This is a genomic window from Klebsiella sp. V115_8 (assembly GCF_029967715.1).
GTDB classification, from domain to species: domain Bacteria; phylum Pseudomonadota; class Gammaproteobacteria; order Enterobacterales; family Enterobacteriaceae; genus Klebsiella; species Klebsiella quasipneumoniae.
The window spans coordinates 393,976-407,601 of the sequence record NZ_JASCAR010000001.1 but is presented as its reverse complement, the minus strand read 5'-3'; the positions used below and the strand labels follow the sequence as shown (position 1 = coordinate 407,601).

Here is a 13,626-nt window from a genome sequence, read left to right as displayed (position 1 = left end):
GCGGGAAAAGGGCGAAGGGGAATTTATCTGCCAGTTGCGAAGATACTCAGATCAATACCGGCACAGGGGCCGGACTCGATTTATTTGCCGGCGTTTGCCCAGCGCGCGCTGCTATAATGGCTGGCGTTGCGGATCTTCAATGTTTGCGTCGGATTATTATTCAGACAATAGCGCGCATCGGCCAGCGGTGTGAGTTTATCCCCTTCCCGCAGGCGGAGGCGACAGGCTTCAATCTCAGCGATCATCTCCAGTGCGCCGCTCTGGAGCACGACGCGGCAGGGGCTGGACGGAGAATTATCCTGGACTTTTTTTACCCACCACTCCATCTGTTTTTTTCCTCTCCTGGTGTCACATCCGCCGATAATTCATGTTTCTTAAAAATCTGACAATAAGATTATCCCGCTGGTTTATGCAGTGTTTAAAAATAGGCGACCAAACGTTGATCTCAGCGGTAGGTTTTTTTTTGCCGGCAGGGAATGATCTGCCGGGTTTAATTTGCCGGAAGCGATGACTATGCTGAAAAGCAGACCGTGAGAAGCGCCTGTCAGGAATAGGGCAGAACGCGTTCGGCTACGCGATAAATATCAGAGAGAGCGTTATGAAGCATCTATTACGACACTGGCGAACGTCGGGCGCCGTTATCGGCTCACTGCTGAAAAAAGGGAGCATTGCGGTGCTGGCGCTGCTGGTGATGTTTCTCGCCGGACGGATCTATGAGTCGCAGCGCGGCCCGGCGCTGCATCGCTGGCATACCTGGCGCGGCAATGAGATGGCGGCCAAAGAGATCGACCAGGCGACCTTTGCCCAATATCTGGCGCGGGAGAAGACCATTTTCGCCGATCTCCAGCGCGAGGTGATGGATGCTTTACCGGAGGAAGATAAAACCCCCGTCAACCGCTTTTATCGCCACAGCCGCGTCTGGCCGGGACAGTTTACGCAGGACTGGAACCGTTCTTTTATACTGTTGCCGCAGGGCAAGCCGCGCGGCAGCGTGGTGCTGCTCCATGGCCTGACCGATTCGCCCTACAGCGTGCGCTATCTGGCGCAACTCTGGCGGCAGCGGGGCTATGTGGCGGTGGCGCCGCGTTTGCCGGGCCACGGCACCGCGCCGGGGGCGTTAACCGCCGTTGACTGGGAGACCTGGCTGGCGGCAACGCGTCTGGCGGTGCGGGAAGCGACGCGCCTGGCCGGGGCGGACGTGCCGCTGCATCTGGTCGGCTACTCTAACGGCGGCGCGCTGGCGCTCAAGTATGCCCTTGATAGCCTGGAGGACAGCCACTTGCGCCAGCCGCAGCAGATTATCCTGCTGTCGCCGATGATCGGCGTGACGGCGTTTGCCCGTTTTGCCGGTCTCGCCGGGCTGCCGTCCATCTTCCCGGCGTTTGCCCGCGCGGCCTGGCTGAACGTGGCGCCTGAGTTTAATCCGTTCAAGTACAACTCGTTTCCGGTAAAAGCGGCGAGACAGTCCTGGCTGTTGAGCCAGGCGCTGCAGCAGCAGATTATTCGCGCGTCCCGTCAGGGGGCGCTGAAAGCGCTGCCGCCGGTCCTCACCTTTCAGTCGATAATGGATTCCACCGTCAGCACCCGGGCGGTGGTGGAGTCCCTGTATCGCTACCTGCCGGACAACGGCAGCGAGCTGGTGGTGTTCGACATAAATCAGGCGGCGGATCTCCGGGTCCTGTTCCGTCCCGCGCTCTATGCGGCGGTGAATACGCTGTTGCCGCCGGCGCCGCGGGCCTATACCACGACGGTGGTGACCAACGCGACGGCGCACACCCTGCAGACCATCGCCCGTACCACGCTGGCGCAGGAACGGGAAGAGCATCGTTATCCTTTACACCTTGCCTGGCCGGCGGATATGTACTCCCTGTCGCATGTGGCAGTGCCGTTTCCCCTGAGCGACTCGCTGTATGGTCGCGAGCCGGACGAGAAGAACCGCTACGGCATTAGTCTGGGCACCATTTCACTGCGCGGAGAGACCGGGACGCTGAGCGTGGGGCTGGAGACGTTAATGCGCGTCACCTCCAATCCTTTCTTTCCGTGGATGCTGGCCCGCGTCGATGAGCATATCGCCTGCGGCGAGCAGGCGGCGGTGGTGGCCTGCCTGAAGGCGCAGGCCAGCGCGGAGGCGTTAAAAGAGGATCAGGTGCAGGACGGTGCGCAGCAGAATGCCGACGATCGCCGCGGGAGCCACGAAGCGAAACAGGCGGACAAACCGTGAGCTGATGCCGAGGAAAATACCGATTCCGGGCAGATCGAAGGTCTGGATCAGCAGGCCTGCTGAGGCGTTGACCTGGCTGACGGTGACTTTGCCCTGCTGGATCAGCTCGGAAATGACGCCAAAATAAGCAGTGCCCCCGGCGACGCACTTCACCAGCGCCGGCAGGACAAAGTTCTGCGGAATATGCAGCCAGCCGAGCACCGGTTTCAGCAGCTGCTGCAGCAGGTCGATGACGCCAGCGCCCTGCAGCAGTCCGACGATGGTTAACGACAGGATCAGCATCGGCACCGCGCCGAGCGCCAGGCGGATGGCGTCGGAGCCGGCGCTGTTGATCACCGCCAGAATGCCCTGACTGTTCTGCTCGGCGTTGGGCAGCGCTTCCGCGCGAGGGTTCTCGGCGACCGATAGGCGCCGTCCGGTGACGTGCCAGGCGACCGCCGCCGCGCACAGGCCGCCGACCACTGAGATAACGATCGAGGCCAGCCAGTGCAGGCCGAAAGGGGTGAGGGGATAAAAGACGTTGCCTTGCCCCATGGCGAAGACCATGGCCAGGGTGGCGGCCATTTGCCGGTCAGAAACGCCGCGTTTGTCCATAATCGACAGCGTGGCCAGCGGGGCGGCGAAGCTGACAAAGTTAATCTGGATCAGGGCGAAGGCGCTCATCCCGGTTAAGCCGAAGGGCTTCAGCAATGGCGCAACCCAGCGCACAATCACATCGAGGATGCCGCGGACCTCCAGATATTTCATGATAATCAGCATGATCACCATGATCGGCAACAGCGTATACAGCGCGACGTCAACGGACGATTTGCCCGCCGCCATAATGATGCTTATGACATCCATTTACGTTCTTTACCACTCGCAAAGCCATTCGTTCGCGTCATCATAATCCCGTGGGGAAGGAAATGATATGTCAGGATCGCCCAGGGACCGGCGCCGTGGGGCGCCGGGAGGAGAGGATTACTGGCCGATGTTGACCAGCGTGCGGCCATGAATATTGTTGCTGAGGAAATCTGCGGCATACGCTGGCGCCTGCTCCAGCGTGATTTCGGTGGCTGCCTGTTGGTAGTAGCTTTCCGGCAGCAGCTGGGCCAGACGCTGCCACACCGCGTCGCGTTCTGCGGTGGGCACCATCACCGAGTCCACCCCCTGCAGACGCACATTGCGCAGAATAAACGGCATCACGGTGGTTGGCAGATCGAAGCCCCCGGCCAGACCGCAGGCGGCGACGCAGCCGCGATAGTGCGTTTGCGCCAGCACTTTGGCCAGCATCGTGCCGCCAACGGTATCCACCGCGCCCGCCCACAGCTGTTTCTCCAGCGGGCGGGTCTCTGCAAAGTCGCTGCGCGGCAGGATGGCGTCGGCCCCGAGCTGGCGAAGGTAGTCGTGCGTCGACTCGCGGCCCGATACGGCCGTCACCCGGTAGCCGAGCGCTTTCAGCAGTACCACGGCGGTGCTGCCGACCCCGCCGCTGGCGCCGGTGACCAGGATATCACCGCTTTCCGGGGTGATGCCCGCGCTGACGAGGGCATCGACGCACAGCATCGCGGTGAAGCCGGCGGTGCCGATGATCATCGCCTGGCGCGCGCTGAGCGCCTCCGGCAGGGCTACCAGCCAGTCGCCTTTGACACAGGCCTCGGTGGCCAGACCGCCCCAATGGTTTTCGCCCACGCCCCAGCCGGTGAGGATCACGTCCTGGCCGGGAACAAAGCGCGGATCGCGGCTTTCACTTACCCGGCCGGCAAAATCAATCCCCGGCACCATCGGGAACTGGCGGATGATTTTGCCTTTGCCGGTGATCGCCAGGGCATCTTTATAGTTGAGACTCGACCAGTCGATGGCGACCCGCACGTCGCCTTCGGTAAGGGCGGGCAGGTCAATCGCTTTGACGTCGGCCACGGTGCGGTTGTCAATCTGGTCCAGAACTAATGCTTTCATGACTGAGTATTCCTCGTCTGAAGGGAGTTATCGGCGCTATCGCCGTCCTGTGCAGGTGTTATTGTCATCATAGTGTGCGCAAAGAAATCCCAGTACTGGTTAAGGGGAGCGGCGGACTGGACCAGCCTGGCGCGCATCACCGCGCCTTCCCAGCCGATCCAGAACACCTGGGCCAGCGCCTCCGGTGAGGTGTCGCTGGCGATCGTCCCGGCAGCCCGTGCCTCGTGCAGGCAGCGGGCCACGCGCGCCTCCCATGCCGCCAGGATGGTCTGCAACCGCTGGGGAAATGCCTCGGGCAACAGGGGAGCTTCCTGCAGCAGGTTGCCTACCAGGCAGCCGCGACGAAACTGGTATTTCTCCATTCCCTGACCGGCATCACGCACGAAGGCCGCCATCCGTTCCAGCGGCGGCACGGCGTCGTCCAGCAGGAATTTATCTAATTTATGCGCAAAGTAGTCGCCATAGGCGGCAAGCACGGCGAGGCCAAAGGCCTCCTTGCTTTTGAAACAGTGGTAAAACGACCCCTTCGGCACGGCGATGTTCTTGATCACCGCATCAATACCCGCTGCGAGATAGCCCGTTTCGGTCAGCACCTCCAGGCCCGAGCGGATCAGCGCCTGTCGCGTGTCGACAAACTGGCGATCGGCCTTTGGCGGTCGGCCGCGGCGGGGCTTCTGGTTGGCGGAGGTAGCGGGATTCATCATTTAGACCGTATGGTTTAATTGTTTGTCAGGGTACCCCCAATCCCGGTGGGGGGCAAGCCATGTATGGCAGAGAAGGGCGGGATTTCCAGGCAGTCGGCTTATGAAGGCGACGCGGATTATCATCAATTATTAATGCGTGGTTCTCCGCGCGGCTGCTGCAGAGAATATCAATCCGCTGAGACTATTCCGCTGACCATATATCTCTCTGGCCGCCACGGAATGATAAGGATGAATGGTAGCGATTATATTGCCGGGCTGGCGATGATTGGCAGACCCTGGCGGATTGACAACTCCGGCATGATAAAACACATTGTCCCCCCTGAAGGGGCGCCGGTTGCCACCTCAGTTTAAATAAAAACGCCACAAGACAGGAAAGCCTGTCCTTTATTATCGGCGTCTGGATAAATAACCCGCCGCCGAAACCACACCTGCGAAAAAGGAATAACAGCCTGATGTACAGAATGAATATTGCCGTCAAAGGAGGGGATGAATGTCGCTAATCGCTATTGTGCTGGTCTTTATGATGGCCATCGTGGTGACGGTGTTCATTTCCCATCTTCTGCCCGTTAAAGTGCCGCTGCCGCTGATCCAGATCGCTGCGGGCGCCGCGCTGGCCGCCGGTGGTTTTCAGGTCGATTTCGATCCGCACATCTTTTTGCTGTTGTTTATCCCGCCGCTGCTTTTCCTTGATGGCTGGCGGATCCCGAAAGACGCGTTTTTCCGCGATATGAAGCCGATTCTGTCGCTGGCGATAGGCCTGGTGATGGTCACTATCCTCGGCATTGGCCTGTTTATTCACTGGCTTATTCCGGCGATCACCGTGGCGGCGGGGTTTGCCCTGGCGGCGATTCTGTCACCCACCGATCCGGTGGCGGTATCGGCAATGACCGCCAGCTCGCCGCTGCCTTCCCGGATGGCGCATATCCTCGAAGGGGAATCGCTGTTAAACGATGCTTCGGGCCTCGTCGCTTTTAATTTCGCCATCGCCGCGGTGCTGACCGGCAGCTTCTCCCCGGGAGAGGCGGTGATGAAGTTTTTCCTGATGGCGTTCGGGGGCATCCTCAGTGGGCTCGTGGTGGTGTGGGTCACCGGCAAATGTAATAACTTTCTGGTACGGCGCACCCGCGAGGAGCCGGCCATCCAGATCCTGATCAGCCTGCTTATCCCCTTCGCCGCCTACCTGCTGGCCGAGGCGTTCCATGTCTCCGGCATTCTTGCCGCCGTCGCCGCCGGCATTGCGATGCACTATGAACAGCTGTCGGGGCCCCGGCTACCCGCGACGCGCATGAAAAGCAGCGCGGTGTGGTCCATGCTGCAGACTACCCTCAACGGGATGATCTTCCTGATGCTGGGCGAGCAGTTGCCCCGCATGCTCAGGACGTTGCCGGCGGTAGCCAGCCAGGCCGGCGTCCCTTCGCCCTGGTATCTGCTGCTGTACGCCGTGGCCATCACTCTCGCGCTCGGTCTGATGCGTTTCGCCTGGGTATGGCTGTCGATGACGCTGACCATTTTTCGCCGCAAACGCCGGGGCAAAGCCATCACCGTCCGTCCGCGATTCAGCATCCTCGCCGTCATGGCGCTGGCGGGGGTCAAAGGCTCCGTGACGCTCGCCGGTATTCTGACGCTGCCGGCGGTGCTGGCGGATGGTTCACCATTCCCGGGCCGCGAACTGCTGATCTTTCTCTCAATGGCGGTGATCCTGATGTCGCTGGTGGTGGCGGCTATCGGTCTGCCGTTTATGACCCGCTATCTTGCCGATGATTTACCCCATGACACCGGCAAAGACGATATTGGCGCCGTCATGACCGAAGTGGCTATCAACCGGCTGAATGCGCTACTCGACGAGCCGGTGGAGGATCCGACTGAGCAGGCCCTGCGGGCTGATGCCGGCAATATGCTGCTGGAAACCTACCAGCGGCGGCTGCACTATAACGACAATGACGAAGGGCAGGACGTCGGGCTGGAGCTGGCTAAGCGCGCCAGGCTGGAGAAATATATGCAAAGAGAGGTCATTATCGCCCAGCGTCAGGAGCTGTTCCGGCTGCGTCGCGCCCACAACATTAGCGATATCACCTTTTATGAGGTGCTGCGAGAGATAGACCTGAAGGAAGAGAGCTTGCGCTAGGGGCGCCATCGCCGGAGGGGGGGATCCTTCGCCTTCCGGCAGCGCAGCTGGCGCGGAAAAGCAAAAAGCCTGCTCGAAAGCAGGCTTTTTAAATTTGGCTCCTCTGACTGGACTCGAACCAGTGACATACGGATTAACAGTCCGCCGTTCTACCGACTGAACTACAGAGGAATCGTGTGAACGGGGCGCATATTAACGATGCCACCCGGCCTTGTCAAAGCCTGATTCAAAGAATTGCGTTCGACTGCTGACAATTTCAGCAACCCCCGCGCATGCGCTGTTTTTTTCACCAGATTGCACCGTTGTAGTGCGAATGTACCCCTAATGGGGCATACCACAATCTGCTTACCGGGCAAATAAAAACCGGATTGCTATCACTATCCCTTATAACACCGCCTGTGGCGGGCAACGGCAGCGGAAATGAAAAGCTGGCAAGCAAATTGCAAAACCAGTTTCATCATACTTCCAGCGTTGACGCTGGCGTTCCTTACAGGAGGCAAAATGAACTTAAGACGACTGAAATATTTTGTGAAAATCGTCGATATCGGCAGTCTGACCCAGGCCGCTGAAGTCTTGCACATCGCCCAACCGGCCCTCAGCCAGCAGGTCGCGACCCTGGAAGGTGAAATGGACCAGCAGCTGCTGATACGCACCAAGCGAGGGGTCACGCCAACGGAAGCCGGTAAAATCCTTTATACCCATGCGCGGACCATTCTGCGCCAGTGTGAGCAGGCGCAGCTGGCGGTCAATAACGTCGGCCAGACGCTGCGTGGCCAGGTCTCGATCGGCCTGGCGCCGGGCACAGCGGCCTCCGCCATTACCATGCCGTTGCTGCAGACGGTGCGTAATGAGCTGCCCGAGGTGATGGTCTATCTGCAGGAAAGCAGCGGCACTGCGCTGAATGACAAGCTGCTGGCGGGCCAGCTCGATATGGCGGTGCTGTATGAGCGTTCGCCGGTGGCCGGCATCGTCAGTCAGCCGCTGCTGAAAGAAGACCTCTACCTGGTCGGCACCCGCGACTGCCCGGGGCAGAGCGTGGACCTCACGGCGGTGGCGGAGATGAACCTGTTCCTGCCGCGGGATTACAGCGCGGTACGGGCGCGGGTCACCGAGGCGTTCACCCTGCGTCGTCTGTCGGCGAAAATTATCGGCGAGATCGAATCCATTACCACCCTGACCGCGGCCATCGCCAGCGGCATGGGGGCGACGGTCCTGCCGGAATCCGCTGCCCGCTCCCTGTGCGGCGCGGCGAACGGCTGGATGGCGCGGATTAGCACGCCGTCAATGAGCCTGTCGCTGTCGCTGAACATGTCGGCGCGCGGCGGTTTGTCGCCGCAGGCGCAGGCGGTGAAGGAGATCCTGCTGTCTCTGGTGAGCCGTCCGTCGCTGGAGAACCGCGAACTGCAGCTGGTTAGTTAAGCTATATTCTCTTAAGGAATAAGTTGCTGGTTTTTATTATTTGTTACCCGGGACAACAGACTTTAACAATAGCAGATACGTTAAGTCCATTGGCCCGGAGGAAAGGGTGAACTTCCAGCAACTGAAAATTATCCGTGAGGCGGCCCGTCAGGATTACAACCTGACGGAAGTCGCGAATATGCTCTATACCTCGCAGTCAGGCGTCAGCCGCCATATCCGGGAACTGGAAGAGGAGCTGGGGATCGAGATCTTTATCCGTCGCGGCAAACGCCTGTTAGGCATGACCGAGCCGGGTAAAGCGCTGTTATCCATTGCAGAGCGGATCCTCAATGAAGCCAGCAACGTCCGGCGGCTGGCGGATCTCTTCACTAACGATGCCTCCGGCGTCTTAACCATCGCCACCACCCATACCCAGGCGCGCTACAGCCTGCCCCCGGTGATTAAAGCTTTCCGCGAGCTGTTCTCCGACGTTCGCGTCGAGCTGGTGCAGGGCACCCCGCAGGAAATCGAAGCGCTGCTGCATAACGGCGGAGCGGATATCGGCATCGCCAGCGAGCGTCTGAGCAACGACCCGACGCTGGCGGCTTTCCCCTGGTTCCGCTGGCATCACAGCCTGCTGGTACCCAAAGACCATCCCCTGACCCAGGTGTCTCCTTTGACGCTGGAGGCGATTGCCCGTTGGCCGTTAATCACCTATCGCCAGGGGATCACCGGCCGTTCGCGGATCGATGAGGCCTTCAACCGCAAAGGGCTGATGCCGGATATTGTGCTGAGCGCCCAGGATTCCGATGTGATCAAGACCTACGTCGAGCTGGGGCTGGGCGTCGGGCTGGTTGCCGAGCAGTCCGGGGATGCCCGCGAAGCGGACACCTTTACGCGGCTCGATACCCGCCATCTGTTTGATGCCAATACCGTATGGCTGGGACTGAAGCGGGGTCAGCTGCAGCGTAATTACGTCTGGCGCTTTATCGAATTGTGCAATGCCGGACTGTCGCTGGATGAGATCAAGCGCCAGGCGATGGAGCCGGAAGAGGCCGCTATCGACTATCAGATTTAAGGAAATGCTGGCCAGCGGATCGGGGAGAGGAAATGCCGCTATAATTCACACACGAGAGTCGCGACTGAGGAAGGGAAAATGACGATGCGGCGTGTGACATTACTCTGTTCGGCGCTGATGCTGTTCGCCAGCCACAGCGCGCTGGCCGTCAGCTATCCGCTGCCGCCGGAGGGGAGCCGTCTGGTGGGCAGCGCTTTTACCATTGCCGTGCCGGAGAACAACACTCAACCACTGGAAAGCTTTGCCGCCCAGTACGGCCAGGGGTTGAGCAATATGCTGGAGGCGAACCCCGGCGTCGATGTTTATTTGCCGCACTCCGGTTCGACGCTGACCATTCCGCAGCAGCTGATCCTGCCTGACACCGTGCGTGAGGGGATCGTTATCAACGTCGCCGAGATGCGCCTCTATTATTACCCGCCGCTGGGCAATAGCGTGGAAGTCCTGCCAATCGGCATTGGCCAGGCGGGACGCGAAACGCCGCGTAACTGGGTGACGGCGGTAGAGCGCAAGCAGGAAGGGCCCACCTGGGTACCAACCGCCAATACCCGCCGTGAATATGCGAAAGAGGGCAAAACCCTGCCGGCGATGGTGCCGCCCGGCCCCGATAATCCGATGGGGCTGTATGCGATCTATATCGGCAGGCTGTACGCCATCCACGGCACCAATGCCAACTTTGGCATCGGGCTGCGCGTCAGCCAGGGATGCATCCGCCTGCGCAATGACGACATTAAATTCCTGTTTGATAACGTACCGGTGGGGACGCGCGTCCAGCTGATCGATCAGCCGGTGAAGTACACCGTGGAACCGGATGGCAGCCACTGGCTGGAGGTGCACGAGCCGCTGTCGCGCAACCGGGCGGAATTTGAATCCGACAGAAAAGTCCCCTTGCCGATGACCTCGGCGCTGCGCGAATTTACTCAGGGGCCGGGAGTGAGTCCTTCGCAGGCCGAGCAAACCCTGCAGCGCCGCTCCGGCATGCCGGTGAATATCAGCGCCACAGCGGCGCAGGGGAGTTTGTAGGGGGTCGTTTAGCCTCATTAACGGCTATTGTAAGAAGGCTCTTGTGCTGTCGATGCATTCAACGTTGTTGGGGATAAGGATCGGGAAACCGATCCTTAACTTATCAACAGTGGCGGTGATGGCGTGTTAATGAGGGCGCCAGGAGAGGCTCAGGCGGAGATGATAAAGTCTGCAAATATGTCTATGGACTTGATTGTTACTGAGGATCTTTTTTTTGGCTGCCATTGTCCATGAAAGCGATTATCCCCGTTATGATAGCCAATATCCAGAATATAATACTGATGAGTGCTGCAGAATCCCTATTGTCAAAACACGCCTGACCACAGTCACTACTACTGACCCCCATCGTCGTTGATAAGCGAATCAGGGGGCTGGGATGTCGTTACTTATTGTTGGCAATCGGGACATGCTGCTGCATCACTTCAACGATCCAGTCAATAAAAACGCGCAGCTTGGCGTTGACATGGCGGTTCGGTGGAAACGCCAGGTACAGAGGCATTGGGCTAATCCGCCATTGTGTAAATAATGGAATCAAAGCGCCAACGGCCTGATGCGCTGCCGCCATATAGTTGGGCAGCGCAATCACGCCTAAGCCAGCTAACCCAGCTTCGAGGTAAGCATTGCCATCATCCACGGCAAGGACGTAGTTGCCCGTGATTTCAATACGTTCATTCTCACTGCGCAGTACCAAAGGATCAATCTTACTGGTGCGTGAGGACAAGAATCCCACTATGCAATGGTCAGTATTTTGCAGCTCTCGCGGGTGTGCGGGAGCGCCAAGGCGTTCCACATAACGGGGGGCGACGTAGACGCCGATTGGCAAATCGCCGACATGGCGTGCGATTAGGGACTGGTCGGTGATTTCGCCACCGCGCAGGACGCAATCCACGTTGTCGCCGATCAGATCTACCTTCCTGTCGCTCACGCCCATGTCGAACTGGATATCAGGGTAGCGGGCGTGGAAAGCCGGTAGCGCCGGCACCAGGATGAGGCGGGCTAGCGGACTGGGCACATCCACCCGTAGCCGTCCCCTGGGCGTCATCGCCGCACTGGACAGGCTGTTTTCAGCATCCTCCATGTCCGCCAGCAGGCGGATGACGCGCTCGTAGTAGACCGCGCCATCGGGAGTCACCCCAAGCTTGCGGGTGGTGCGATGGAGCAATTTGACGCGCAGTCGCGCTTCCAGTTGCTGAATGAGTTGCGTCACCGTGGTTTTGCTCATATGCAGCGTTTGGGCAGCCTTCGTGAAGCTCCCTGCCTCCACCACCCGAGCAAAGGCGCGCATCGCATCGAAACGATCCATTTCTTATCCTGTCTTTCATCGATTGTTTGGATATTACAAACAATGAGGGACAAAGTCGCTTGTTTATCCGCCCGATCTGGCCGTTGTACAGTGTCTTTACATTCACCGGGCTGATTTCGCCCCAGTATAAAGGTACAAACATGACAGCACGCGAAGCCGTTTTTCCCCACGGTCGGCAGGCGCTTTATGAGCGCAATCGTTATTCACCGGCCATCAAATCCAATGGTTTCTTGTTTGTTTCGGGGCAGGTAGGTAGCCACGAGGATGGTTCGCCTGAGCACGATCTGAAAGCACAGGTCAGGCTGGCGTTCAAAAATCTTAATGCTGTGCTCGCAGCGGCGGGCTGCACGTTTAGGGACGTGGTTGACGTTACCCTCTTTGTCGTCGATCCTGAGTCAAATCTCGACGCTATCTGGAGTATCCTGCCAGAATATTGGGGAGAAGCGCCTTACCCTACGCTGACCGGGATCGGCGTGACGTGGCTTTATGGATTTAAGTTCGAGATTAAGGTTATTGCCAGGCTACCCTAAGCGTTACGGGTCTTTCCGCCAGTTGGGCAGTCCGCGCTGTCTGCAGCGGTAACTGCCGAATCGGGATCGTCTGCTACCCAGCAGTAGACCCAGTGGTTACCGTCGGATCGAAAGTCTGTAGCCATAAGGTTGGGAGCAGCGGCGCTGCTTTTCACCTGCGGGGATCGCATACGGAACGTTGGACGGTACCAACGGTACGATGCTGCTTATACCCGCTGGCGTGGGGCTCACGGAAAGCAAAAAGCCCGCTCAGGTTTCCCTGAGCGGGCTTTTTAAATTTGGCTCCTCTGACTGGACTCGAACCAGTGACATACGGATTAACAGTCCGCCGTTCTACCGACTGAACTACAGAGGAATCGTGTGAACGAGGCGCATACTACTGGCCCGGCATTTTTGTGTCAACACTAAAATTAACCTGCTGATTCAAATGGCTAAATTTAGCTCAACACGTTGTTTTAGTGAACAATGCGCCGCTCGTCTTCGTCCTGCAGGCCATTTTCACGTCTGCGCGCCAGCGGATCCTGGCGGTAAAAATGGCAAAAACGTTGCCACAGGGCCGGGAAGCGGGGCGCGAACAGTTCAGGCGCGCTGAAAAAATATTCCGAAAGGACGGCGAAGCACTCCGCAGGATCGGTGGCGGCATAGGCGTCAATGCTGGCGGCGCTTTCCCCTACCAGATCTATCTCATCCTGAATGTTGTTCATCGCCGCGTGGAGATCGTGCTCCCAGCCGGCGACTTCGCGCAGTGGGATCAGCGGCACCCCGCTGGCCCGATCGCCATTCCGCGCATCAAGCTTATGCGCCACCTCATGCACCACAAGGTTAAAGCCTGACGCATCAAAGGAGTCCTGAATATCCAGCCAGTTCAGCACTACGGGACCCTGCTGCCAGCTTTGCCCCGACTGCACCACCCGCTGGTTGTGGACCAGACCAATATCATCCTCCCATTCATCATCCACAACAAAGGGGGCAGGGTAGATCAGCACTTCATGAAAACCGTCCAGCCACTCAATCCCCAGCTCAAGTACCGGCAGGCAAAAGAGCATAGCTATCCGCGCCTGGTGCAACGGAGTCAGCTCCAGCCCCTGAAGCGCCACCAGACGTTTTTGCTGTAAGAAACGGGCAGCCATCTGCGTCAGCTTGTGCTGCTCAGCGGGCGAAAGGTGGGCTAAAACCGGAATGGCAAGCGCTTGCTCCCAGGGCATCTCTGCGTTGCCGGACTCATCATCTGCTTTCCAGGGCCATTTAAACATCATATTGCTCGCAAAGTCGTCACTTGAACACGATTACCGAAACGGGAGCTATTAAA

At 58.9% G+C, this 13,626-nt stretch carries 12 protein-coding genes, 2 tRNA genes and 1 pseudogene; 7 read left to right on the top strand and 8 right to left on the bottom strand.

The window, feature by feature from the left end:
• Window positions 1-80: 80 nt before the first annotated feature.
• Window positions 81-326 carry a signal transduction protein PmrD gene (gene pmrD / locus QLG03_RS01995; protein WP_032453423.1) on the bottom strand — a complete coding sequence of 82 codons (246 nt, stop codon included), beginning with the start codon at window positions 324-326 and terminating at the stop codon, window positions 81-83.
• A 272-nt stretch (window positions 327-598) separates the two neighbouring features.
• Here pmrD and QLG03_RS01990 point away from each other — a divergent pair, with 272 nt between their 5' ends.
• A complete protein-coding gene (locus QLG03_RS01990; RefSeq protein ID WP_255987960.1) occupies window positions 599-2,221 on the top strand; it encodes an alpha/beta hydrolase in 1,623 nt (540 codons plus the stop codon).
• On the opposite strand, the gene QLG03_RS01985 is transcribed toward QLG03_RS01990, so the two are convergent.
• The 3 genes and pseudogenes from QLG03_RS01985 to QLG03_RS01975 all read right to left on the bottom strand — a co-directional run bounded on the left by QLG03_RS01985 (window position 2,132) and on the right by QLG03_RS01975 (window position 4,860).
• Entirely contained in the window at window positions 2,132-3,064 is a 933-nt protein-coding gene (locus tag QLG03_RS01985; protein ID WP_048336040.1) for a nucleoside recognition domain-containing protein, read from the bottom strand. The two genes, QLG03_RS01990 and QLG03_RS01985, sit on opposite strands and share 90 nt — an antisense overlap.
• A gap of 117 nt (window positions 3,065-3,181) precedes the next feature.
• Window positions 3,182-4,096, bottom strand: a complete 915-nt coding sequence (locus tag QLG03_RS01980) for an MDR family oxidoreductase (protein ID WP_074442563.1) — start codon at window positions 4,094-4,096, stop codon at window positions 3,182-3,184.
• A pseudogene (locus tag QLG03_RS01975) lies at window positions 4,035-4,860 on the bottom strand (TetR/AcrR family transcriptional regulator). Before QLG03_RS01975 ends, QLG03_RS01980 begins: the two are co-directional and overlap by 62 nt.
• 66 nt (window positions 4,861-4,926) lie before the next feature.
• Here QLG03_RS01975 and QLG03_RS01970 point away from each other — a divergent pair.
• Both QLG03_RS01970 and QLG03_RS01965 read left to right on the top strand, forming a co-directional pair.
• Entirely contained in the window at window positions 4,927-5,214 is a 288-nt protein-coding gene (locus tag QLG03_RS01970) for a hypothetical protein (RefSeq protein WP_241515415.1), read from the top strand.
• 139 nt (window positions 5,215-5,353) lie between these two features.
• Entirely contained in the window at window positions 5,354-6,988 is a 1,635-nt protein-coding gene (locus QLG03_RS01965; protein WP_023290300.1) for a Na+/H+ antiporter, read from the top strand.
• Between the two features lie 95 nt (window positions 6,989-7,083).
• Here QLG03_RS01965 and QLG03_RS01960 read toward each other — a convergent pair.
• Window positions 7,084-7,159 (bottom strand) — tRNA-Asn (locus QLG03_RS01960).
• A 330-nt stretch (window positions 7,160-7,489) separates the two neighbouring features.
• On the opposite strand from QLG03_RS01960, the gene nac reads away from it, so the two are divergent.
• The 3 genes from nac to ldtA all read left to right on the top strand — a co-directional run bounded on the left by nac (window position 7,490) and on the right by ldtA (window position 10,484).
• On the top strand, window positions 7,490-8,407 hold the full coding sequence (gene nac, locus QLG03_RS01955) for a nitrogen assimilation transcriptional regulator NAC (protein ID WP_004203498.1): 918 nt from the start codon (window positions 7,490-7,492) through the stop codon (window positions 8,405-8,407).
• Window positions 8,408-8,513: 106 nt separating this feature from the next.
• Complete coding sequence (cbl, locus tag QLG03_RS01950) at window positions 8,514-9,464, top strand: HTH-type transcriptional regulator Cbl (RefSeq protein ID WP_004180456.1); 951 nt, start codon at window positions 8,514-8,516, stop codon at window positions 9,462-9,464.
• Between the two features lie 78 nt (window positions 9,465-9,542).
• On the top strand, window positions 9,543-10,484 hold the full coding sequence (ldtA, locus tag QLG03_RS01945; protein ID WP_023290298.1) for a L,D-transpeptidase: 942 nt from the start codon (window positions 9,543-9,545) through the stop codon (window positions 10,482-10,484).
• 382 nt (window positions 10,485-10,866) lie between these two features.
• Here the strand turns inward: ldtA and QLG03_RS01940 are convergent, their stop codons facing one another.
• Window positions 10,867-11,787: a LysR family transcriptional regulator gene (locus tag QLG03_RS01940; RefSeq protein ID WP_032453414.1), complete on the bottom strand. Its 921-nt coding sequence runs from the start codon at window positions 11,785-11,787 to the stop codon at window positions 10,867-10,869.
• A gap of 140 nt (window positions 11,788-11,927) precedes the next feature.
• Between QLG03_RS01940 and QLG03_RS01935 the strand changes: the two genes are divergently transcribed.
• The gene (locus QLG03_RS01935) at window positions 11,928-12,317 is read left to right on the top strand and encodes a RidA family protein (protein ID WP_072413409.1); all 390 of its coding nucleotides are present in this window, start codon (window positions 11,928-11,930) and stop codon (window positions 12,315-12,317) included.
• A gap of 279 nt (window positions 12,318-12,596) precedes the next feature.
• Here the strand turns inward: QLG03_RS01935 and QLG03_RS01930 are convergent.
• A tRNA-Asn gene (locus QLG03_RS01930) sits at window positions 12,597-12,672 on the bottom strand.
• A 100-nt stretch (window positions 12,673-12,772) separates the two neighbouring features.
• Complete coding sequence (gene mtfA, locus QLG03_RS01925) at window positions 12,773-13,573, bottom strand: DgsA anti-repressor MtfA (protein ID WP_072096628.1); 801 nt, start codon at window positions 13,571-13,573, stop codon at window positions 12,773-12,775.
• Between the last annotated feature and the right edge of the window lie 53 nt (window positions 13,574-13,626).

Bases quoted from the DNA above. Each gene is read 5' to 3' on its own strand.
- pmrD (WP_032453423.1), bottom strand. From the start codon at position 326: ATGGAGTGGTGGGTAAAAAAAGTCCAGGATAATTCTCCGTCCAGCCCC.
- QLG03_RS01990 (WP_255987960.1), top strand. From the start codon at position 599: ATGAAGCATCTATTACGACACTGGCGAACGTCGGGCGCCGTTATCGGC.
- QLG03_RS01985 (WP_048336040.1), bottom strand. From the start codon at position 3,064: ATGGATGTCATAAGCATCATTATGGCGGCGGGCAAATCGTCCGTTGAC.
- QLG03_RS01970 (WP_241515415.1), top strand. From the start codon at position 4,927: ATGGCAGAGAAGGGCGGGATTTCCAGGCAGTCGGCTTATGAAGGCGAC.
- QLG03_RS01965 (WP_023290300.1), top strand. From the start codon at position 5,354: ATGTCGCTAATCGCTATTGTGCTGGTCTTTATGATGGCCATCGTGGTG.
- nac (WP_004203498.1), top strand. From the start codon at position 7,490: ATGAACTTAAGACGACTGAAATATTTTGTGAAAATCGTCGATATCGGC.
- ldtA (WP_023290298.1), top strand. From the start codon at position 9,543: ATGACGATGCGGCGTGTGACATTACTCTGTTCGGCGCTGATGCTGTTC.
- QLG03_RS01940 (WP_032453414.1), bottom strand. From the start codon at position 11,787: ATGGATCGTTTCGATGCGATGCGCGCCTTTGCTCGGGTGGTGGAGGCA.
- QLG03_RS01935 (WP_072413409.1), top strand. From the start codon at position 11,928: ATGACAGCACGCGAAGCCGTTTTTCCCCACGGTCGGCAGGCGCTTTAT.
- mtfA (WP_072096628.1), bottom strand. From the start codon at position 13,573: ATGATGTTTAAATGGCCCTGGAAAGCAGATGATGAGTCCGGCAACGCA.